The organism is Cupriavidus sp. SK-4, from assembly GCF_000611125.1.
In the GTDB taxonomy this organism is placed as follows: domain Bacteria; phylum Pseudomonadota; class Gammaproteobacteria; order Burkholderiales; family Burkholderiaceae; genus Cupriavidus; species Cupriavidus necator.
In genome coordinates this window covers 47576-67320 of record NZ_JFJW01000009.1, presented here as the reverse complement: position 1 = coordinate 67320, position 19745 = coordinate 47576, and the positions used below count along the sequence as shown (strand labels likewise).

Annotated in this window: 16 protein-coding genes and 2 pseudogenes; 16 read left to right on the top strand and 2 right to left on the bottom strand. The window is 62.0% G+C overall.

The window, feature by feature from the left end; genetic code table 11:
* The first annotated feature begins 643 nt into the window (after window positions 1-643).
* The 9 genes and pseudogenes from CF68_RS02005 (at window position 644) to CF68_RS01975 (ending at window position 10208) form a co-directional block, all read left to right on the top strand.
* Window positions 644-1273: an acyl-homoserine-lactone synthase gene (locus CF68_RS02005; protein ID WP_200872514.1), complete on the top strand. Its 630-nt coding sequence runs from the start codon at window positions 644-646 to the stop codon at window positions 1271-1273.
* The gene (locus CF68_RS36935; protein WP_148271787.1) at window positions 1270-1479 is read left to right on the top strand and encodes a hypothetical protein; all 210 of its coding nucleotides are present in this window, start codon (window positions 1270-1272) and stop codon (window positions 1477-1479) included. The genes CF68_RS02005 and CF68_RS36935 overlap by 4 nt, the downstream gene beginning before the upstream one ends.
* A 195-nt stretch (window positions 1480-1674) precedes the next feature.
* The gene (locus tag CF68_RS02000) at window positions 1675-1896 is read left to right on the top strand and encodes a hypothetical protein (protein WP_013959769.1); all 222 of its coding nucleotides are present in this window, start codon (window positions 1675-1677) and stop codon (window positions 1894-1896) included.
* A 1122-nt stretch (window positions 1897-3018) separates the two neighbouring features.
* Window positions 3019-3732 (top strand): autoinducer binding domain-containing protein, encoded by a 714-nt coding sequence (locus CF68_RS01995; protein WP_013959766.1) that lies wholly within the window; start codon window positions 3019-3021, stop codon window positions 3730-3732.
* A 750-nt stretch (window positions 3733-4482) separates the two neighbouring features.
* On the top strand, window positions 4483-5661 hold the full coding sequence (locus CF68_RS01990) for an efflux RND transporter periplasmic adaptor subunit (RefSeq protein WP_049800744.1): 1179 nt from the start codon (window positions 4483-4485) through the stop codon (window positions 5659-5661).
* Window positions 5662-5663: 2 nt separating this feature from the next.
* Complete coding sequence (locus CF68_RS01985) at window positions 5664-7658, top strand: MacB family efflux pump subunit (protein WP_035815663.1); 1995 nt, start codon at window positions 5664-5666, stop codon at window positions 7656-7658.
* Window positions 7659-7667: 9 nt separating this feature from the next.
* Window positions 7668-9086 carry an efflux transporter outer membrane subunit gene (locus CF68_RS01980; RefSeq protein ID WP_035815662.1) on the top strand — a complete coding sequence of 473 codons (1419 nt, stop codon included), beginning with the start codon at window positions 7668-7670 and terminating at the stop codon, window positions 9084-9086.
* Between the two features lie 178 nt (window positions 9087-9264).
* Window positions 9265-9743, top strand: a pseudogene (locus CF68_RS35910) (LysR family transcriptional regulator); the annotation flags it as partial.
* A 267-nt stretch (window positions 9744-10010) separates the two neighbouring features.
* On the top strand, window positions 10011-10208 hold the full coding sequence (locus tag CF68_RS01975; RefSeq protein WP_035815661.1) for a hypothetical protein: 198 nt from the start codon (window positions 10011-10013) through the stop codon (window positions 10206-10208).
* Between the two features lie 391 nt (window positions 10209-10599).
* On the opposite strand, the pseudogene CF68_RS01970 reads toward CF68_RS01975, so the two are convergent.
* A pseudogene (locus CF68_RS01970) lies at window positions 10600-11034 on the bottom strand (LysR substrate-binding domain-containing protein); the annotation flags it as partial.
* Window positions 11035-11271: 237 nt separating this feature from the next.
* Here CF68_RS01970 and CF68_RS01965 point away from each other — a divergent pair.
* From CF68_RS01965 to CF68_RS35905, 4 genes are all read left to right on the top strand, one after another.
* Window positions 11272-12339 carry an alkene reductase gene (locus CF68_RS01965; RefSeq protein ID WP_035815659.1) on the top strand — a complete coding sequence of 356 codons (1068 nt, stop codon included), beginning with the start codon at window positions 11272-11274 and terminating at the stop codon, window positions 12337-12339.
* Between the two features lie 10 nt (window positions 12340-12349).
* The gene (locus CF68_RS01960) at window positions 12350-13174 is read left to right on the top strand and encodes a pirin family protein (RefSeq protein WP_013959757.1); all 825 of its coding nucleotides are present in this window, start codon (window positions 12350-12352) and stop codon (window positions 13172-13174) included.
* A 54-nt stretch (window positions 13175-13228) separates the two neighbouring features.
* Window positions 13229-13834 (top strand): isochorismatase family protein, encoded by a 606-nt coding sequence (locus CF68_RS01955; RefSeq protein WP_035815657.1) that lies wholly within the window; start codon window positions 13229-13231, stop codon window positions 13832-13834.
* 169 nt (window positions 13835-14003) lie between these two features.
* Entirely contained in the window at window positions 14004-15128 is a 1125-nt protein-coding gene (locus CF68_RS35905) for an FAD-dependent monooxygenase (RefSeq protein WP_084186993.1), read from the top strand.
* Between the two features lie 373 nt (window positions 15129-15501).
* Here CF68_RS35905 and CF68_RS01940 read toward each other — a convergent pair whose 3' ends face one another.
* Window positions 15502-16407 (bottom strand): LysR family transcriptional regulator, encoded by a 906-nt coding sequence (locus CF68_RS01940; RefSeq protein WP_035815654.1) that lies wholly within the window; start codon window positions 16405-16407, stop codon window positions 15502-15504.
* A gap of 219 nt (window positions 16408-16626) precedes the next feature.
* On the opposite strand from CF68_RS01940, the gene CF68_RS01935 reads away from it, so the two are divergent.
* From CF68_RS01935 to CF68_RS01925, 3 genes are all read left to right on the top strand, one after another.
* The gene (locus CF68_RS01935; protein WP_013959753.1) at window positions 16627-17493 is read left to right on the top strand and encodes a VOC family protein; all 867 of its coding nucleotides are present in this window, start codon (window positions 16627-16629) and stop codon (window positions 17491-17493) included.
* Window positions 17490-18197 carry a class II aldolase/adducin family protein gene (locus CF68_RS01930; RefSeq protein WP_051591358.1) on the top strand — a complete coding sequence of 236 codons (708 nt, stop codon included), beginning with the start codon at window positions 17490-17492 and terminating at the stop codon, window positions 18195-18197. The genes CF68_RS01935 and CF68_RS01930 overlap by 4 nt, the downstream gene beginning before the upstream one ends.
* Before the next feature lie 93 nt (window positions 18198-18290).
* Window positions 18291-19745, top strand: a complete 1455-nt coding sequence (locus CF68_RS01925; protein WP_035815652.1) for a 2-hydroxymuconic semialdehyde dehydrogenase — start codon at window positions 18291-18293, stop codon at window positions 19743-19745.

The following is a 19745-nucleotide window of genomic DNA, read 5'->3' as shown; positions in this document are numbered from 1 at the left end:
ATCCGGGCGGTGTTCATATAAGGATGTCAACACGCGTACCATGGACCTCTTCGCCCGCTTTGAAGCGGACTGCCTGCCACGCATCGCCGATACCATCGGCAAGCTGCACTGGCGCGTGTAATGCCATGTCCTGCCCGCCGATGCGCCCGGACTGCCCGCGCGGCTGCGCCTGACGGGCGACGGGCCGCCGGAGTTGCGGCGGCATCCGTTTGCGCTGGATATCCGTCTGTAGTTTGAAGGGTCAAGATCCACGCTCGCCAGCGCCGTTCTCAGTCGGCCCGCCGAATCGCAGTCGAAATGGCACATGATGAAGACGGGAGACGCGCGCTGCGCACCTTGATGGCTCGAACCCGCACCCCTGGCGTGGGTTCGACAGGGCGAGGCAGACGGCCTCCAGAAGGGCGACCTGTACACCGCACGCCTGACGCTCTACATCGGCGATGCGCGTACGCATCAAAGCAGTGCGTTATTCGCCCAGGCGGAGCTCGGCGTGACGCAGTGTCCCGAGGTATGCCATGTGTACCCCCGTCAGTTTTGACGGTTGCTCCAAGGTCGAATGAGGCGATCTAATCCGGACACAGCAGAGTGCTCGGAGGAAAGTGTGCGTATTATCTCGGGGGAATCGACCCACCTGCAGCCGGCCATGATGTCGCGCCTTGCGCGCTATCGGCATGAAGTCTTCGTGCAGCGCCTGGGCTGGAAGCTGCCTTGTCCCGATGGGATCGAACTCGATCAGTTCGATCGTGAAGATACCGTGTATGTGGTGGCACTGGACAAGCATAGTGGTGCGATCCGTGGCATGGCGCGCCTGTTGTCCACTACCGGCCCATACCTGCTTCGCGACATCTTTCCGGCGCTACTGCACGGCTCGCCCGCTCCGGCGTCTCCCAACATCTGGGAGATCTCGCGCTTCGCGGTGGTGGACCTCAAAGCGCCGGCGTTGCCGGGCAATGCGCAGTTCTCTTCCCGTTCGGCCACGGCCCTGCTGCGCGCGACCATTATGTGCGCAGCGGAACTCGGTGCAAGCGAACTTGTGTCAGTCTCTCCCGTCGGCATCGAGCGGCTCCTTCAGCGCGCCGGATTGCGCTTCAAGACAGCATCGCCGGTCGCCATCGACGGGCGACAACTCTTTGCGTGTCGCATCGATACCGGGCAATACCAGAGCGCGATGGGCGACGTAGGTCAGCGGTCCCTGTGCCCGGCCGACGCCGACTCATCGGACAGTCAGGAGGACCCGCTGAACTCCCATCACATCGGAGAGATGACGCGATGAGCGAAATACTGCTGCTCGCGCTCGTCAAGCTGTTGGTGAACGGTGCGGCGAAGGGACCCACCGCGCCTGAAATGCCAGCGCGAAATCCCTCGCATCTGGAGTGTCAGCAGCCCAACCGCGAACGCACCCAATGTCACGTTGCACCCAACGCCACGCCGTTTATCTCCGGAGACTGGCATGCCGGGGGACGGAAGTCGACCAATTAGCGGCGGCCCGGGAACTACCGCTGCGCCCCCCTTGAGTCGAGGCGAGCGCAGGCATGTTATGTCGGGCCGCGCATCGTGCCCGCTCATTTGCTGTCGCCGAAGGATTGGATCGCTGTGCCATGCGCCGGATCCCGCCCGGCGTTACTGCGCGGCGGTGCATCTCTCAATCGCCAATCATTTCGAGGAGATCTCGCTGTGAACAACATCGTGCTGCTGGCGCTTGCGACGCTGGCCGTGGACTGCGGGTTCATTTATGTCATCGAACAGCAATCCGAGCCCGCCAAATCACCGCGGCAGGAGGTTACACTACGGCCGTGCTCCGAGATGCCAGCCAGTGATGCCAGGGGGCTTTGCTATCCCGTGCATAAACCCAAACCCAAGGGGCAGTCCAAGACTGGCAAGGAAGAGAAGCGGTAGCACGCACCGCAGGCGTCGTCACTGTACCAGGCGGCATCGCTGTTGGCGCCTGGGTGCGAAGGACCGGTCGCCGGCTACCGGGTCAGGACGTTTGCATCATTGCGCAGGGGCGCCATGCCGATGCCAGCCGCTCCGGTGGCTTCTGAATGCGCTGTCAGCAGTTCAGGCGGCACCCCACCCACTGGCACCGCATGCGCATGGCCGATACGCGGGCGCCAATGCAAGCGGCGTTGGACATGTCTCGACTTCCGGGCGCCACAGCGATAAGCAAGTAGAAGACCCAGATCCTGCGGCTCGCCGACGCTCGCGTGTGGGTGAGAGACTCGCGGTCGGCGGCGGCTGAAATGCCATCGCGGGGCTCCTTGTCAGCCTCGACTGTATATCGGTGACTCAGGCGCGGCGGATCAAGCCGTTCGCGTCAGGTCATCCTATCGTGTCGACCTCCTGCGGGAAGGTGAAGATGCAGCGATCTCCGGTCGGTCGGGCGATGACATAGACAATGCGCTTCTCGTCGTCGAACATGGCATGCGGCTCGTACTCCGACGGTCGTATGCAATACACATTGCGACGGCCGTAGGCAGCGCCGCTTACCAGCGCCTTGACCGCGGAGTGAAAGTCATCGCCTACCTTTTTGGGCGGCGCCCGAAAATTCACGATACCGTTGAACGTCCGAGGCTCCCAGACGAGCTTGTTCCCACGCCATATTGATGGATCGCAACGGCTGGATTGCCCTCGATGGCTATTAAGGAAGAAAACACCCGGGCACATTACGCGGTCTCAACGCAGTAGGAAACCTCTCAGTTTGGATAGCTCCACATTACGCCGAAATGCGCATGAATGGCCGGCCAAATTCGGATAGCGTCGCGAGCAACGGTATCCGAGATCCAAAGATAATTTATTTAAATATATGCACTGGCCATCATAACTATTTGACTTATATGCATACGCATATGAATAAAATTCAAATTGTATTGATAAAATTAATCGCCCATAATGAACAGTTGTTTTCTGTGACGGCCCGATGTACGCCGTGATGTGGTGTGGGGAATGCAGTGTTGAAAGGGATACGAGAGACGTTGGGTGTGGCATGAGGTGGGTGATCGCGCAAAGCGGGGTGAGGCCATGAAGCACTGGCTACTTGATTTGCTGACTTCCATCGATGGTGTGCATAGCGAGCAGGCGATCTTCGAAGCCATACTGCGCGTGGCGGTGAAGCTCGAGTTCGAGTATTGCGCGTACGGGCTGCGCACACCCTGGCCAGTGTCGAGACCCGAGACACTGATGCGGAATAACTATCCCGCCATCTGGCAGGAGCGTTACGCGCGCAACCGCTATCTGGAGATCGATCCCACGATCGCGCGCGGCGAGCAATCCGACACCCCCTTCGTATGGACGCCGAGAATGTTTGCGCGGGTGCCCGCCTTCTGGGAAGAAGCGCAGGGCGCTGGCCTGCGTGTGGGGTGGGCCCAATCCTGCTTTAGCGGCGCCTCGCAGGGCGGCATGTTCACCGTGGCGCGGTCGGCGACGCCGTTAGCGGACGAGGAGCGTGCGTACAAGGAAGCGGAGTTGCGCGGGCTGACGGCCATTGCCCATCTGCGCCTATCGGAAGTGATGCTGCCCGACCACTTCGCCCAGCGGGCCGGGGCTCTGACGAGCCGGGAGATCGAGGTGCTCAAGTGGACGGCCGATGGGAAGACCACGCTCGAGATTGCCGATCTGCTCTCATTGTCGGAATGCACCGTGCGCTTCCACATCCGCAACATTATCACCAAGCTCAACGTGCCCAACAAGACCGCGGCGGCTGTCTATGCGGCCATGAGCGGCATGCTCAGCTGACTCGTAGCACGACAGGGTGCGTGGAAGACCTGTCAATTCTGCCGGTCGTCGCGCACCACCGGTGCAGCATCCCATGCAATCTGATGTAGCGCCCAACTCGCCCGATGCTGACACGCGACGCAGGTGCGGTGAGAAATATCGTCCCGGAACTTACCAGCATACCTCTCAGTTCTGAAGGTTGTCGAAGGGCCGGGCGAGGCTTCCAATTCAGGCATCCCCCGCCCGTTAGCCTAGTTGGCCCATCAGAAGCATCATGAAGCTGAAGGTTTGTGTTGGCATCATCGCTGCATGGATTGCGCTGTGCGTCGCCATCGGCGGCTTGTTCGCCCTCGTTGCGAAGTTGCTTGAGCAGTCTTGAGCCCTCGACAGGCGCGGATCCCCTTGCGCGAGAGGCTATCGCACACGCGGGCGGCGGTTGCGCCTGGCGCTCGGGATCCTGGCGGCGTGGTTTGCGCCCACCTCGCGCTGGAAGGCTGTCCGATGGATGCGTCATCGACGGGCGCAGCGGCCCTTCACGTTTCCGGCCACGGTGGGGAAGCCGGTTGCTCACCAGCGAGTTCACCTACATACCTGTCAGTTTGGATGGTTGCCGAAGAGTACGATGAGGCGATCTAATCGCGGCATGTCACAGCAATGAAAGGCCCGCGTATCTCGAAGGGACGGCAGCCGGCGATGACGGCTGAGGTTGCATGGAGTCGGCGCCCGGGCTTCCATCGTCCATCGAACCGCCTCTGCGGATGTAGTGTCCCCATGAAGATCATGTCGCTTCGCTATCGCTCCCGGGTCATCGGCGCCGCTGTTTGCGCCACGATACTGACCATCGCGCTGTGCCAGCTCGCCTGTACGAAGCCCTCTCCATATACCACGGCGCCAGTCGAACGCAAGGATCTCGAACTGGCGGTGTTGGCGGTGGGCTCGCTCCAGCCATCCCAGCAGGTCAAGGTGGGCGCCCAGGTGGATGGACAGATCAAGGCGTTGAAGGTCGAGCTTGGCGACAAGGTAATTAAGGGACAGCTGCTCGCGGAGATCGATTCGGTACCGGCACACAACGAACTGCGCCAGAAGATCGCCAATGAAAAGGAACTGGTCGCGCAAAGACAGGAGACTGTCGCGACGCTGGCAAAAGCCGAGCCGGCGTTGAATCGTCAGCGCAATTTGCTAGCTATCGACGCCTCCTCGCGGCAAGACTTCGAGGCGGCGAGAGCCCTGGTCGACGAGCAGCGGGCACGGCTCACCGCGCTTGATGCGAGGATCGAAGGCGCTCATGCCGAGGTGGAGATTGCGCGCGCGAACCTGGGCTACACGCAGATTGTCGCGCCAAGGAATGGCGAAGTGGTAGCCATCGTCACCCAGGAGGGGCAGACCGTCATTGCCAGCCAACAGGCGCCGGAGATCCTCAGACTGGCCGATATGGACTCGATGACCGTCAGAGCGCAAGTCTCCGAGGCGGATGTGGTCCGCCTGCGCCCGGGACAAACTGCCTACTTCACAATCCTGGGCGACCCGGACAAACGCTATTACGGAAAGATCCGGGCCATCGAGCCGGTGCCTCAGGGCTTCCTGGATCCGCCCGGCTCCACCCCGGGCACGAACAGTGGACAATCGTCCAAGCCAGGCGCCGCAGTCTTCTACAACGCGCTATTCGAGGTACCGAATGCCGACCGGCGCCTGCGCATCTCCATGACCGCGCAGGTGAGCGTGCTGATCGCGACCGTGCGTCAGGCACTTAGCATCCCGGTGGCCGCGCTGGGCGAACAGATCGCCGATGGTCGCCATCTGGTGCGCGTGATCGGTCGCGACGAGCGCGTCGTCGAGCGCGCGGTCTACGTTGGCCTGAACAACAATGTGAACGTGGAGGTGCGCAAGGGTCTGGCGCAGGGCGAACGCGTTGTGACGGGCATGGCCGAACCCACCACCACGACGAGCTGAAGGTGAATGCCCCCCTGCTACAGTTGACGAACGTGACGCGCCGGTTTCCTTCCTGGGACCGCGACGTGGTCGTGCTCAAGGACATCAACCTGTCGATCGATGCCGGCGAATTCGTGGCCATTGTGGGTACATCGGGCTCCGGCAAGTCGACGTTGATGAATATCCTGGGCTGCCTGGACCAACCGAGTTCGGGCAGCTACCGTATCAATGGGCGGGAAATCGGTGACCTCGGTCACGACGAGCTTGCCTATCTGCGGCGACAGCGCTTCGGCTTCATTTTCCAGCGCTACCAACTGCTGACGTACCTCGATGCATCGGCCAACGTCCAGATGCCCGCGGTCTACACCGGCGCCGGGCAACGCGCAAGGCAGGCGCGTGCCCTCGAACTCCTCGGGCAACTGGGGCTCGGAGAGCGTGCCAATCACAGGCCAGGCCAATTGTCGGGCGGCCAGCAACAGCGTGTCAGCATTGCACGGGCGTTGATGAATGGGGCAGACGTCATCCTTGCGGACGAGCCAACGGGTGCGCTCGACTCCTCGAGTGGCCAGCAAGTGATGGACACCCTTCGGGATCTGAATGCCCGCGGCCGCACCGTGATCGTCATCACGCATGATCCCGGCGTCGCCGCGCATGCAAGCCGTGTCATCGAACTGCGTGACGGCGAGTTGGTCGCGGACTCGCGACAGTACGCCATCCCTCGGGATGGAATCTCTCCTGACAACGCGAGCGCGACGGCGTCACCCGGCCGGGCAGCCCGGCCCGCCGCGTGCACTGAACCGTTGCTCGGGGATAACGATACGCCGCGTAGCTTTATCGAGGCGCTGCGCATGGCGTCACAATCGATGGTGGCTCGGCGGTTGAGGACGATACTCACAACGCTTGGCATCACGATCGGAATCGCATCCGTCGTAGCGATCGCATGGATCGGAGAAGCCGCCAAGCGGCAAGCGCTCGAATCATTTGGCAGTATCGGGACGAATGTCATTCACGTCTATTCAGGTCGGGACTGGGGCGATCCCCGGGCGTCGGAGATCCAGACGCTTGTACCGGCCGACGCGGCCGCCCTGGCAGAGCAGGCATTCGTCGACGATGCGACGCCTGAAACTCCGCAGGGCGCCACCGTACGTTACCGGGGCGTCGACGCCTTGGCGGATGTCATAGGGGTGAGTGCGAACTACGCCCGGATGTACGGGGCAAGGCTTGTCGAGGGGGCATGGTTCGGACAAGCCGCCGTGCAGCGCCGCGCGCAGGTCGTGGTCATCGACGAAGTGGCGCGCCGCAAGCTGTTCCCGGCTGCCGGGAGCGCGCTGGGAAAGATCATCCTGATCGACAACGTGCCATGCGTGGTGGTCGGCGTTGCCGTCGTGAACGCGGGCATGCTCCTGAACCCTCGGCAATTGAACGTGTGGTTACCCTATACCACCGCCAGTGACCGGCTCTTTGGCCGTCAGCACGTGGAACGGATCATCGTACGCGGTCACGAACGCATTCCTGCGAAGGTGGTCGAGGAGGGGGTCGAGAAGATCCTCACGCTGCGCCACCGTACGAAGGATTTCATGACAATCAACCTTGACGAAGTCGCCAAGAGGAGGCAGAAGGCCCAAGGCGTGCTGACGCGCATGTTGCTGACCGTCTCCGTGATCTCGCTGATTGTCGGCGGGATAGGCGTGATGAACATCATGCTCGTTTCCGTCGCGGAGCGCACCCAAGAAATCGGCATCAGGATGGCCGTCGGTGCAAGACAGCGGGACATCCTGATGCAGTTCCTCTGCGAGGCGGTGATGGTGTGCCTGCTGGGTGCCGCGCTCGGAATCGGACTTGCGCTGCTGGTGGGCCTGATCCTCCCGTGGCTCGGGCAGCAGACGAGGATGGCATTTACCCTCGGGCCTGTCGTGGTGGCAACGCTATGCTCGACGCTGGTTGGCATCGTGTTCGGCTATTTCCCTGCCCGGAACGCCGCCCGCCTGAACCCGGTCGACGCGCTTGCCCGCGAGTGAGACGACGCCATGCCGACATACACATCAAGGCGGCGACGCGGATCGTGCTGGGTGGGCGCCGCGTGCCTCGCCGCATCGTTGGCAGGCTGCTTGCCGGCCAGCCAATATCTCACTCCTGCCGTGGAAATCCCAACGCAATGGAACCAGTACGGAGACGGTGGCGACGCACAGACGCGCACCCGTGAGCTGGGGGCTGGCGCACCGTCCGAAACGGTGCCGTACGATTGGTGGCGAGCTTTCGGAGATGCCAATCTGGATCAATTGGTGGAGGACGTGCTGGTTGTCAACAGCCAGCTGGCGGCTGCGGCGATCCGTATTCATCAGGCCCGGTTGCAGGCCGGCATTGCGGCGAGCAATGCATATCCAAGAATCTCCTCCGGGCTAGGGCTCAACGCCGGTCGCGAAACCGGTTCGCTCCGGGTTCAGGGCGATTATTCCGTTTCGCTCAGCTACGAGCTGGATCTCTGGGGCAAGCTGGCGGCCGAGCGCGACGCCGAGCGCTGGGCCGCAAGGGCCGCAGAGGCAGAACGTGAAGCGATCAGAATGACCCTCATCGGGGACACGGCGAAGCACTACTGGCAGATCGGCTATCTGAATCATGAGCTCGTCCGCAACGAGGCGGATATTGCCAATGCACAGAGGACGCTCGCCATCGTGCGGGGCCGGCATGAGGCCGGCGCCGCGCATGGCCTGGACGTCGTACGCGCCGAGCAAGGTGTGGCGACGCTGGATGCGCTGAGGCTGAACCTGCTGGCGCAGCGCACGCGGCATCGGAATGACCTCGCGATCCTGCTGGACCGCCCGCCACAGGGCTGGCTGCACGAACCTGGGCATCTGCCCGAAGGGTACTTGCCAGGCGTACCCGATTCCCTGCCTGCGGATCTGTTAAGCCGTCGCCCCGACCTGCGCAAGGCCGAATTCGAGTTGCGCCAGTTGCTTGCGAAAATCAACCAGGCCCGTGCGGAGCTGTATCCCACTTTTTCGCTCACCGGTAAGGCTGGGCGCTCCAGCGCCAGCCTCGTGGGTCTGCTGTCAAACCCGATTGACGGGATTGGACTAGGCGTTGTGCTGCCGTTGCTCGACTGGGGGATGCGGCAGCGAGGGGTGGAGGTGTCGCGCGACGAATACGAAGCCAACGTCGCCGAGTTCAGGAAAACGTGGTACACGGCGCTCGCCGAGGTTGATTCCGCCTTGTCGGGGCGCTGGCAGCTCGAGCAGCAGAAGTCCCTGCATGCCCTATCGTTGGAGCGGGCCCAGCGCGCAGAAGGCCTGGCTCGCGCTCGCTTTGTGGCAGGGCTGTCCGACGTGCAACCCTGGCTTGACGAGCAAAAACAGGTGCGCCAACTGCAGGGCGCTTGCGCGAAGAATCGCCTGGACCGATTGAACAATATGGTCACGCTGTACAAGGCGCTAGGCGGTGGTGCGTAGGTTGGCACTGCTGAGTAAGCCCAAAATACGATCCTCATGCCGAAGGGGATCCCTTCTATGTCAATTTGGGTCGAAGATCCCTACGTTTCGGTAAAGTTTCAATATCGTGTCGCCTTCATCTTTCTATTGCTGTTATTTTGTGATTGGCGTGCAGTCGCTGAAGAGTTGGTGGTGCGCACTCTTACTGCGCACCACCCATAGTACGTGCCTGAGTCCTGTGGTCAGCTGTTCCTGGAGCACGCACGGCGCATCCTCGCTGCTGTAGAGCAGGCGCGAGACAGGGTACAGGCAGTCGCTAATGGGCTTCACGGCCAATTGCGCATCGTCTTGTCGGACTGTAGCGCTCGATCACGCCTACCCGCGTTGCTCGCGTTGTGCGGCAGGAAGAACTGGAGGTTGAGGTGCGACTGTTCGAAGCGCCGTTGTCTCAGCTGATCAGGGGACTGCACGATGGTCAATACGACGTCGGACTCTCTCTATCCAACGAAGTTGACGATGGCACCTCCTGCACATCCCCTTTGGAGCGAGCCCATGGTGGTAGCGGTGCCGCCGCGCCATCCGTTGCTTGCCTATAGATATATCCTGCCGGAGGAGCTACTGCGCTATCCGTTGGTGCTCTTCGATTCCCAAGCATGCGAGGGGCATGCTCGTCTGGTCAACCTTAACCATAACTTCCGAGGAGATATCCGTGAAACGTTGGACCCCGTTTGCTCTGACGCTGTTGTTCGGGCACCGTCTTGGCGCAGGCCCAGCCCGCTGTGCCGGCTGATGACATGAATGCGTTTGCTGCCGTGCAAACCGCCTACTCGTGCGAGGAGGCCGACAAGATCAAGTTCAGCAAGGACGCCTACCTCGCCTTGGACCCGACCGAGCGCGTGTTCTTGGACGCCACGTGGCAGAGCTGCCAGACGCCCAAGGAACAAGATGGTAAAGGATGTGGTCACCAACATCCCGCTGGTGTCGAAGGCGGATAAGGACAACATCAAGAAGGTCATCGACAAGGCTACTGGCGTGCCCTCGGTCAAGATCGACAAGAAGAACGTCGAAGTGCAGGCCGGCGGCGTGAAGGTCAGCGTCAAGAAGCCGAAAGTCACCATCAAGAAGCCCAAGATCACGCTGTGAGGGTCTAGCCGCCTTGGCCGCGCCAAAGGTGTTGATCCGCTGCTAGACGATGCATGATCGTCTGCAGAAGGAACAAAGTTCAGCTGTGGTGGCTGGCAGGCGGCCGGATGCTCGTTGCCTGTAGTCTAATGGGCCGGCGGCGGGCAGTCCAAATCTTCCAAAGCATGGGCGGGAAGCCGGCTAGGAGTGCCAATCCTTAATTTCATGATGATGAAATTATGAAGTTAGAGAACGGTGCAATGGATGGGGAGATCACCGCCTACGCGTTTGCCTCATTGCGACCCGTTGCGGCCATATAAACGCCGGCGCTTCAGTGACCACAATCCTCTTCATATGCGACGCTCGGAAAAACTGATAACGAGCACCTAACTCGCACGCCCCTGTTTGCAAGCTAACGGAACGAGACTTTCCGGCATGCAGTGGAACTGCCCCAGGAGCCCAAAGCACTAATTCTCCTTGCCAGCCGTTGGCGCAAGAACTCGATAAAGCGCAGAGTTTTCGCAGGTAGCAAGCGGGCTTCGGTCAGCGCATAGACCGGGGGCGAACTTGTCTGCCACTCGGGCAGAATTCTTCGCAGGCGACCCGCCGCCAAATCTTCCGCAGCCATCTCGACCGGCAGAAGTGCCACACCCAGGTCCAGCGTCGCCAACCTCCGGAACATGCCGACGCTGTTGACCTGGAACCACCCGCCGACCTCAACCTCAACGGTTTCCTCACCTCGCTGGAGCATCCACTTTCCTGCTTTGGGGAAGCCGAGGCACTCGTGCCGTGTCAGGTCGGTGGGATGGGCCGGCTCGTCGGAAAGTTCGAGATGTAGCGGTGAGGCCGGCGGCGCCTCGAAAGCTACGTATCTGGACGACCTCGACAAACAAGGCCATGTCGTTCAACAGTTCCACAGAGATTGCGCCATTTATGGATCAATGATTGCCAATCTACCGCCTTTATCTCCCTCGTGAATCAATCCACGATACGTGCATCGCCACCGCGTGTTGGGGCGGACGGTGGGCAAGCCGGTCTAGCGGCCTCCACGCTTCCGCACCTCGTTACCTTCAAGGACTTCAACATGAACAAGCTTCTCACCCCCGTTCGCATTGGTCGCTACGTTGCGCCGAACCGCCTCGTCATGGCCCCGATGACCCGGTCCCGCGCGGGCAACGACGGTGTTCCCAGCGACATGACCGTTACCTATTACGCTCAGCGTGCCAGCGCAGGCCTCATCATCTCGGAAGGCGTATTTCCGTCCGCCATGGGTAAGGGCTACGTGCATACCCCCGGCATCGAGACCGAGGCCCAGGTTGCCGCATGGAAGAAGGTGACTGAGGCCGTGCACGCACGTGGCGGTCGCATATTCATGCAGTTGATGCATTGCGGCCGTGTCTCGCATCCTTCTTTGCTGGATGGCGCGACGCCCGTGGCCCCTTCTGCCATCAAGCCCGAGGGGCAGGCATGGACGCCCGGTGGCCAAGTCGACTTCGTCACGCCCCGCGCACTGGGCCTCGGCGAGATCGCCGGCATCATCGATGAGTATCGCCAGGCCACCCGCCGGGCGATCGACGCCGGATTCGACGGTGTGGAACTGCACGGCGCGTCCGGCTACCTGCCCGAACAATTCCTATCGACGGGCAGCAACCAGCGCCAGGATCAATACGGTGGTTCCGTTGAAGGCCGCGCCCGCTTCATGCTCGACGTGCTGGCTGCCATGGTCGCCGAGGCGGGGGCGGACCGCGTGGGCATCAAGATCTCTCCAGAGATGAACTACAACAGCATCACGGATGCCGCGCCGCAAGAAACTTACACGTATCTCGTCGACAAGCTTCGCGGAATGGGCCTGGCCTATCTGCATGTCGCCCTGTTCGGAACGAAAGTCGACTATCACGCGTTGCTGCGCCCGCTTTTCGACGGCGCATACCTGATCGGAAGCGGCTTGACGCAGGACAGCGCCGAAGCCGTACTCGACGGAGGCAAGGCCGACGCCACCGTATTCGGCGGTGCGTTCCTTGCCAACCCCGACCTGCCGGAACGCTTCCGTCAAGGTGCCGCCCTCAACGCGCCGGACCGCGACACGTTTTTTGCCCCGCCCACCGCCAAGGGATACATCGACTATCCGGCGCTGGCTGCTGAAGCCGCCTAAGGAGTCAACCATGACCACCACCGCCCGCATGCAACGCGCTAACCGGGGAAGCCATTTCCGGGCATACCGCCTGCATGGCGCAGATCCGGCGTTACTTGATCCGTTCATGGGAATCGACCATGCCTGGATGAGCGCTCCAACGTTTCCGCCGCATCCACACGCCGGCTTTTCCGCGGTCACCTATCTGTTCCTCGATTCGGAGACAGGCATTGCCAATCGCGATTCGTTGGGCAACAGCGTGCTGATCGAGCCCGGCGGCCTGCATTGGACCGCCGCCGGGCGTGGTGTGATCCATGAGGAGAACCCTGCCGTGTTGGGAAGCACGACCCACCTTCTGCAGATCTTCGTCAATCTCCCTCGGGAACGTCAGGAAGCCGCGCCGTTTGCGCTGACCCTGGCACCGCAGGACGTGCCGGTGGTGCAGCGGCCCGGCGTGCGCATCCGGGTTCCCCTTGGCAGCTTCGGCGACGCGCGCTCCCCGCTGGTACCGCCGACCGATGTCACCTTGCTCGATATCTCGCTAGACGCAGGCGCAGCGCTGGACCTGCCTTTGCCGGCGGGACACCAAGCCTTCGTCATGCCGATATTCGGCAGTGCGGAACTCGATGGAGAGACCTTCGGCCTGGATAACCTCGGTGTTCCGATCCGTCCTGCCACGACCGATGCGACGACATTCAAGCTCATCGGAGAGCCCGGCGGAGCCAAGGTCGCGGTGTTCATTGGTCGCCCTTTGCATCAGCCCGTTCTTTCGAATGGCCCTATGGCTTTCGCGAGCCAGGAGAGTCTGTCCGCAGCAACCGCCGCTTATCACCGCGGCGATCTGGGAAGCCTGTAAGAGCTGCCCACACACCGGGGGCCTATGCCCCATTCATCACCAAGGAGATTCATCATGAAGGTTGAACGATTCACCGCAGAAAATAGCGCATTGCTGCTTATTGACCATCAGGTTGGCACGATGCAGCTGATCAAGAACATCGACCAGCAACTTGCAGCCAAGCAGTCGATCGCGCTGGCCAAGATGGCCAAGATCCTGAATCTGCCGGTTGTGATCACGTCGAGCCAGGAGGACCGGGCGCAAGGCCCGATTCTTCCAGAGATCGCCCAGATCCTGCCTCAGGCACACGCGGCCCGGATCAAGCGTCCCGGCGTGGTGAATGCATGGGCCTATCCCGACTTCCGCAATGCGGTGCTCGCCACCGGGCGCAAGAACCTGATCATGGCGGGCGTGACCACCGACGTCTGCCTTATCTTCCCTGCAATTGATGCTGCAGTCGAGGGCTTTGCTGTTCAGGCCGTGATGGACGCCTCGGGATCGCCGAGCGATCTCTCCGAAGAATTTTCGCGTCAACGGATGCACGACGCCGGCGTGGTGCTCACCGCGACTAACACGCTCATGGCGGAGATCGCGCAGGATTGGTCAACGCCTGCCGGCCAACAGTTGATCGGCTTGTTGTTCAGCGATGTGTTCCCGGCCCTCGGCGCCAGCATCTCCTGAAGCCGAAGCCAGAAGCTGTCGACCGAAGTGAGTCTCGTTCGGTCGATAGAACGGGCCTTGTTGGCCATGCGGTACTGGTTTGATCTGCCAAAGAATCATCCTTCTTCACATGCTCCTTGCGACTGAACATACTCGGCCGCAAGCGAAATTTCATGAGTGATCCCTCCCCATGAACGCCCCCCACTCGCAAATCGTTATCGTCGGCGGCTCACTTGCCGGCCTGACGCTTGCATTGGCGTGCGCATCAAGAGGTGTGCCGGTTCATGTTGTCGAGCGCTCGGCCCGCCGCGTACAAGGTGGCGACAGTCTGAGTGTGGATCTTGCGGCGCTGGCAGCGACGGTCGGTCATAATCCGCGGTTGCATCCCATATTGCCCGTCGTACCCGCGTATCGTGATCGTCATCTGACCACCTGGCCGGCGCTGTATTCGTGGCTGCATGACCGCGCTGCCGAAACGCCGGGCATTCTCATTGAGGAAGGAAAATCCGTCACATCGGTCGCAAACGTGGGTGATCGCGCGCAACTTCTCTTTTCGGACGGAACGGAAATGGTTGCCGACGCGGTGATTGGCGCTGACGGGTACCGCAGCACTGTTCGCCAGGCTATCGCGCCAGACGCGCCCCTTGCACGTCATGCGGGTTACGTTGTGTGGCGGGGTCTGATTGATGAGCGGGTGCTCGGGCGAGCCATCCCGTTGCCCGCGACCGGCGGATTGTGGATTGAATTTGTTGAGGGATATCGGTTGGTCGCCGCCGTGCTTCCGGGGCGCGATGGATCTCTCGAAGTCGGTCACCGCCAGGTCACTTTTGCATGGTTCGATGTGCACCGGGAAGCGTTGCTCCGCCGCACCAATCGGCTGACCGCAGATGGGTACCTAGTGGGGACACTGGGACCAGGAACAATTGACACCGAGGTCCGCGAGGCGTTGCTTGCACTGGTTCCGAGGCTTTGGCCCGCGACATGGGCAGAAGCGGTGGATGTCGGAATCCGCTCGACAGATGTACTGAGTGGCGCCCCTATCGCTGAATATGAACCGTCGCGGCTATCGGCCGGCCGGTTGGCGATCGTGGGTGACGCCGCCCATGTCGTCTCACCCATGACTGGACGTGGCTTTGCGACTGGCGTAGAGGACGCAGCCGTGCTCTCGCGATTACTCGCTGACCAGCACGTCGGCGAATCGGTCTCTGCGCCCCTCGCGCGTTACGAAGCAGCAAGACTTCCTTTCGTCCGTGCGCTGGTGAATCAATCAAGGCGAATCAGCGCGGACTATCTTCGCTACGCAAGAGGACCATGATCGGCACCGCCGCACGCATGCGATCTCAACCATCCATCGCCAACATGGCTCCTCGATCGCCGGGGGGGGCCTGAATGGTTGCATCTTACGAGGCAAGCCTACTCGGAACCTTCGGTGGTTCTCACGACGCGGCAGTGAGCGGCATTCGGCTTCAGCGATGGATCCAAGGCGTGAATAGCCGCTTGCAGGCGTTCGCCCTCAGGATCTTCGATGAAGCCTCGGAAAGAAGCCTCGTCCTCCCATTGCGCGTAATTGATTACATGGCGCCGATCGTGGCGCAGTAGCGCAACCTTCTCGTGCAGGCGAGCAGTCTTGAGTTCCGATGCGCAAAGTGCTCTGATTGCTACGGGCCGCGCCCCGTCCCGGCAATTGCTCAGTCGGCGTCGGTAGCGAAAACCTCTGTGACCACGGAGCGCAGCCATTTCGATTTGGGATCCTTGGCAAAACGCCGATGCCAGTACACCTTCAGGTCGTAATGCGGAATTTCAACTGGAGGCGTTACGATGCGCACCCTTTTGGAGTCGGCGAACACATTGGCGACCGTACGCGGCAGCACCACCACCAGATCGGATTCGGCGATGATGGTGGGGATGCTCATATAGTGCGCAGTATGCAAGACGATATTGCGCTGGATACCCTGTTTGGTGAGAACCTCTTCAAACATCTCCTGGCTACGACTTCCATCCTTGACGAAAGCATGTTCTGCAGCCTGAAATTGCGCCAGGGTCATGCGCGGTCCTTTGATCCTGTGCCCGGTGCGCACCATACATACAAGGTCATGCGAGAACAGGCGCCGCTGGAAGAATTCGGCCTTGCGTAGATCCGGGAAATAGCCCAGCGCCAGATCGACCTCGCCGGCTCGCAAGGCGTCCTCCAACTGGGCGGGGGCAAGGCTGACGCCACGAATGCGCGCAGACGGCGCCGTAGCGCGGATGTGTTGCACCAGCTTTGGCAGAAACACGATCTCTCCGATCGCGCTCAGGCAAAAGACGAATTCATCGCTGCACACCCGCGGATCAAATTCCGGCGCCCGCAGGATATCGTGATCGATGGCGTCCAGGACTTCCCTGGCCTTGCCCGCCAGGCTTTGCGCGCGGGGCGTAGGTGACATGCCATCGACCTGCCGGATAAACAGGGCATCTCCCAATGACTCGCGCAACCGGGCGAGGGCGGCGCTGGCCGCCGGCTGGCTCATGTTCAGGCGCTTGGCCGCCGCCGTCACGCTGCCGGTGTCGTAGATCGCCAGCAAGACCCGCAGCAAATTCAGATCGAGTCGCATGGATATCTGAAAAGCAAATAATCTGAATTATAACAATTTGCTTTGTTTATGCGTTCGGCGCCGCTACATTTTTCGAAAACCAGCCGGCGGGATGCTCAGCATCGATGCCTGCGGGGCAGGAGACGAACGTAGCCAGGCCGGTTCACGCTGTGACCGGGGAAGCGCGTGCCTGAGGACTCCTGCCTCGTGATCTGCCGGCGGCGATCAACAGGAGACCCGATGATTCACCTTTCCGATATCCGTTATGTGCGTCTTGGGACGCGCGACCTGCAGGGTTGCGAGCAGTACGCTACGCAGGTGCTGGGCCTGGAGGTCGCGCATCGCGAGAGAGGCGCTCTGTACTTCCGCTCGGACAGCCGAGACCACACGCTGTGCTATTTCGAGGGCGGCCCCAAAGACCATACTTCCGCCTTCGAGGTAGCGTCTCCCGCCGAGCTTGCCGCGGCCGCCGACTTGCTCGATCGCAACGATGTGCGTGTCGTCACGGGCTCCAAAGAGCAGTGCGAGTTGCGACGGGTTGGTGCCTTCATCAACTTTCGTGATCCGTCTGGCAACAGCATTGATCTCGTGGTCGCGCCCGACCACAGCGGTCGCCGATATTTTCCATCGCGCGATGCCGGCATCACCGGCTTCAGCCATATCGGCTTGCGCTCGACCAGTCCGGCGCGCGACGAAATATTCTGGACGGGGCTCTGCAATGCAAAGGTAAGTGACTGGATCGGCGAGGCGCCATTGCTGCGAATCGACGAGATCCACCACAAGATCGCGCTGTTCCCTTCCACTTACGCCGGCGTCCAGCATATCAACCACCAGGTGGAGAGCGTCGATGACCTGATGCGGTCTTACTACCTCTTGCGCGAACGGGGGGTCCGCATCCTGTTCGGTCCGGGACGGCATCCCACCTCGGGCGCGGTGTTCCTCTATTTCGAAGGTCCAGACGACATGATCTACGAGTACTCGACAGGCGTCAGGACCATCTCGGTGGAAGACGAGAAGACCTACCGCCCTCGGCATTTTCCCACCGGGACTTCGTCATCCTTCTGCATGTGGGGTGCCAAGCCGGACATTGCCGAGTTTCGTTCATGAGCACGGCCTCCACGCTCATTGACGCGCAACAACGCCTCCTGCGTGTGGCAGCGCGGGCGATCGGTCGGGCTCATCTTGCCCATGCCTATGGACATTGCAGTGTGCGCCTCAGCCCGGGCGAGTTTCTGGTGTGTGCGGCCAAACCGATGGGACTGATCGGGGGAAGCGACACCGGCACGGTGGTGAACGTCGACGGGGCGCTGCCAGAAGGCGTGCTGGGCGAAGTCCGCATTCACCAGGAGATCTACCGGCAGCATCCGCACGTTGGCGGCGTCGTGCGCAGCATGCCACCGGCCGTGATGGCGTTGTCGGCAGCACGTCTGACACCGCGCTGCCTGCACGGCATTGGCACGTACTTCTCCGCCGGAGTGCCGCTGTGGGACGACCCGCAACTGGTCCGCACGCCTGAGCAGGCGGCAGGTGTGGTCGAAACCCTGGGTGCGGCCAGCGCGGTGGTGATGCGGGGCAACGGCGCCGTGGTTGCCGGCGCTTCGCTGGAGGATGCGGTGGTGCTGACGTGGTACCTGGAAGATGCGGCACGCATGGATCTCGCGTTACGCGGTGCGGGACTGAGCGACCGTGCCGCAGTCATCCCGCAGGCGGACGCCGAACTGCGGGCGACCCGCGCTGGCCGGATCTTCGAACGGATGTGGGAATACCTGACAGCCGGCGATCCGGAGGGCACGGCGATCGGATCAGCCTAGCGCTCCAGGCGAACACGCGCTGCTGCTTGGGTCCGACGCGCCCTGGACGGCGCGGCTCCCATCCCTTTCAAAATCAATCACCGAGGCAATTGCATGAAACAATTCCGCAACTTCATTAACGGAGAATGGGTCGGCACCGGACGGACCTTCGAGAACCGCAATCCGGTCGACAACAGCCTGATCGGGCACGTCCACGAGGCCGGCCAGGCAGAGGTCGACGCCGCCGTCGCGGCCGCGCGCCGCGCGTTGCAGGGCGAGTGGGGGCGCATGACGGTGGCCCGGCGCGTCGAGCTGCTGCACGCCGTGGCCGACGGCATCAACCGCCGCTTCGACGAATTCCTGCAGGCCGAGATTGCCGACACCGGCAAGCCGCTGTCGCTCGCCAGCCACGTCGACATTCCACGCGGCGCGGCCAACTTCAAGGTGTTCGCCGACCTGATCAGGAACGTACCGGCGGAGAGTTTCGCGATGGCTACGCCCGACGGCGGCCAGGCCATCAACTACGCGGTGCGCTCGCCGCGCGGCGTGATCGGTGTGGTATGCCCCTGGAACCTGCCGCTGCTGCTGATGACCTGGAAGGTCGGCCCCGCGCTGGCCTGCGGCAATACGGTCGTGGTCAAGCCGTCCGAGGAAACACCGGCTACCGCCACCTTGCTCGGCGAAGTGATGAACGAGGCTGGCGTGCCGCCCGGCGTGTACAACGTGGTCCACGGTTTTGGCCCGGATTCCGCCGGTGCATTCCTGACCGCGCACCCGGATGTGAACGGCATCACCTTCACCGGCGAAACCCGTACCGGCGAGGCCATCATGAAGGCCGCTGCCAACGGCGTGCGTCCGGTCTCGCTGGAGCTGGGCGGCAAGAACGCCGGCATCGTGTTCGCCGACGCGGATTTCGACAAGGCCGTCGCCGGCATTGCGCGCTCGGCCTTCGAGAACAGCGGTCAGGTGTGCCTGGGCACTGAGCGCGTCTACGTGCAGCGGCCGATCTTCGAGCGCTTCGTCGCGGCGCTCAAGGCAAAGGCCGAAGGCTTGCGGCTGGGCTCCCCGGACGGCGACGGCGTGAACATGGGCCCGCTGGTTTCGCTGGAGCACCAGGCCAAGGTGCTGTCGTACTACAGGAAGGCGGCTGAAGAGGGCGCCACCGTCGTCACCGGCGGGGGCGTGCCCGAGATGCCCGAAGCGCTGGCCGAAGGCGCCTGGGTGCAGCCCACCATCTGGACAGGCCTGCCCGAGGATTCGGCCGTGATCCGCGAGGAGATCTTTGGCCCTTGCTGCCATATCGCGCCGTTCGATACCGAGGAAGAAGCCATCCGGCTCGCCAACGACACGCCCTATGGCCTGGCCGCGACGGTGTGGACGTCCGATCTCGGTACGGCACACCGTCTGGGCAGCGCGCTGGAGGTGGGCATCTGCTGGATCAACGCATGGTTCCTGCGCGACCTGCGCACCGCCTTCGGCGGCGCTAAGCAATCTGGCATCGGCCGCGAGGGCGGAGTGCATTCGCTGGAGTTCTATACCGAGCTGCGCAATGTGTGCGTGAAACTGTGA

Bases quoted from the DNA above. Each gene is read 5' to 3' on its own strand.
- CF68_RS01995 (WP_013959766.1), top strand. From the start codon at position 3,019: ATGAAGCACTGGCTACTTGATTTGCTGACTTCCATCGATGGTGTGCAT.
- CF68_RS01955 (WP_035815657.1), top strand. From the start codon at position 13,229: ATGAAGGTTGAACGATTCACCGCAGAAAATAGCGCATTGCTGCTTATT.
- CF68_RS35905 (WP_084186993.1), top strand. From the start codon at position 14,004: ATGAACGCCCCCCACTCGCAAATCGTTATCGTCGGCGGCTCACTTGCC.
- CF68_RS01960 (WP_013959757.1), top strand. From the start codon at position 12,350: ATGACCACCACCGCCCGCATGCAACGCGCTAACCGGGGAAGCCATTTC.
- CF68_RS01975 (WP_035815661.1), top strand. From the start codon at position 10,011: ATGGTAAAGGATGTGGTCACCAACATCCCGCTGGTGTCGAAGGCGGAT.
- CF68_RS02005 (WP_200872514.1), top strand. From the start codon at position 644: ATGATGTCGCGCCTTGCGCGCTATCGGCATGAAGTCTTCGTGCAGCGC.
- CF68_RS01935 (WP_013959753.1), top strand. From the start codon at position 16,627: ATGATTCACCTTTCCGATATCCGTTATGTGCGTCTTGGGACGCGCGAC.
- CF68_RS36935 (WP_148271787.1), top strand. From the start codon at position 1,270: ATGAGCGAAATACTGCTGCTCGCGCTCGTCAAGCTGTTGGTGAACGGT.
- CF68_RS01965 (WP_035815659.1), top strand. From the start codon at position 11,272: ATGAACAAGCTTCTCACCCCCGTTCGCATTGGTCGCTACGTTGCGCCG.
- CF68_RS01925 (WP_035815652.1), top strand. From the start codon at position 18,291: ATGAAACAATTCCGCAACTTCATTAACGGAGAATGGGTCGGCACCGGA.
- CF68_RS01980 (WP_035815662.1), top strand. From the start codon at position 7,668: ATGCCGACATACACATCAAGGCGGCGACGCGGATCGTGCTGGGTGGGC.
- CF68_RS01930 (WP_051591358.1), top strand. From the start codon at position 17,490: ATGAGCACGGCCTCCACGCTCATTGACGCGCAACAACGCCTCCTGCGT.
- CF68_RS01940 (WP_035815654.1), bottom strand. From the start codon at position 16,407: ATGCGACTCGATCTGAATTTGCTGCGGGTCTTGCTGGCGATCTACGAC.
- CF68_RS01990 (WP_049800744.1), top strand. From the start codon at position 4,483: ATGAAGATCATGTCGCTTCGCTATCGCTCCCGGGTCATCGGCGCCGCT.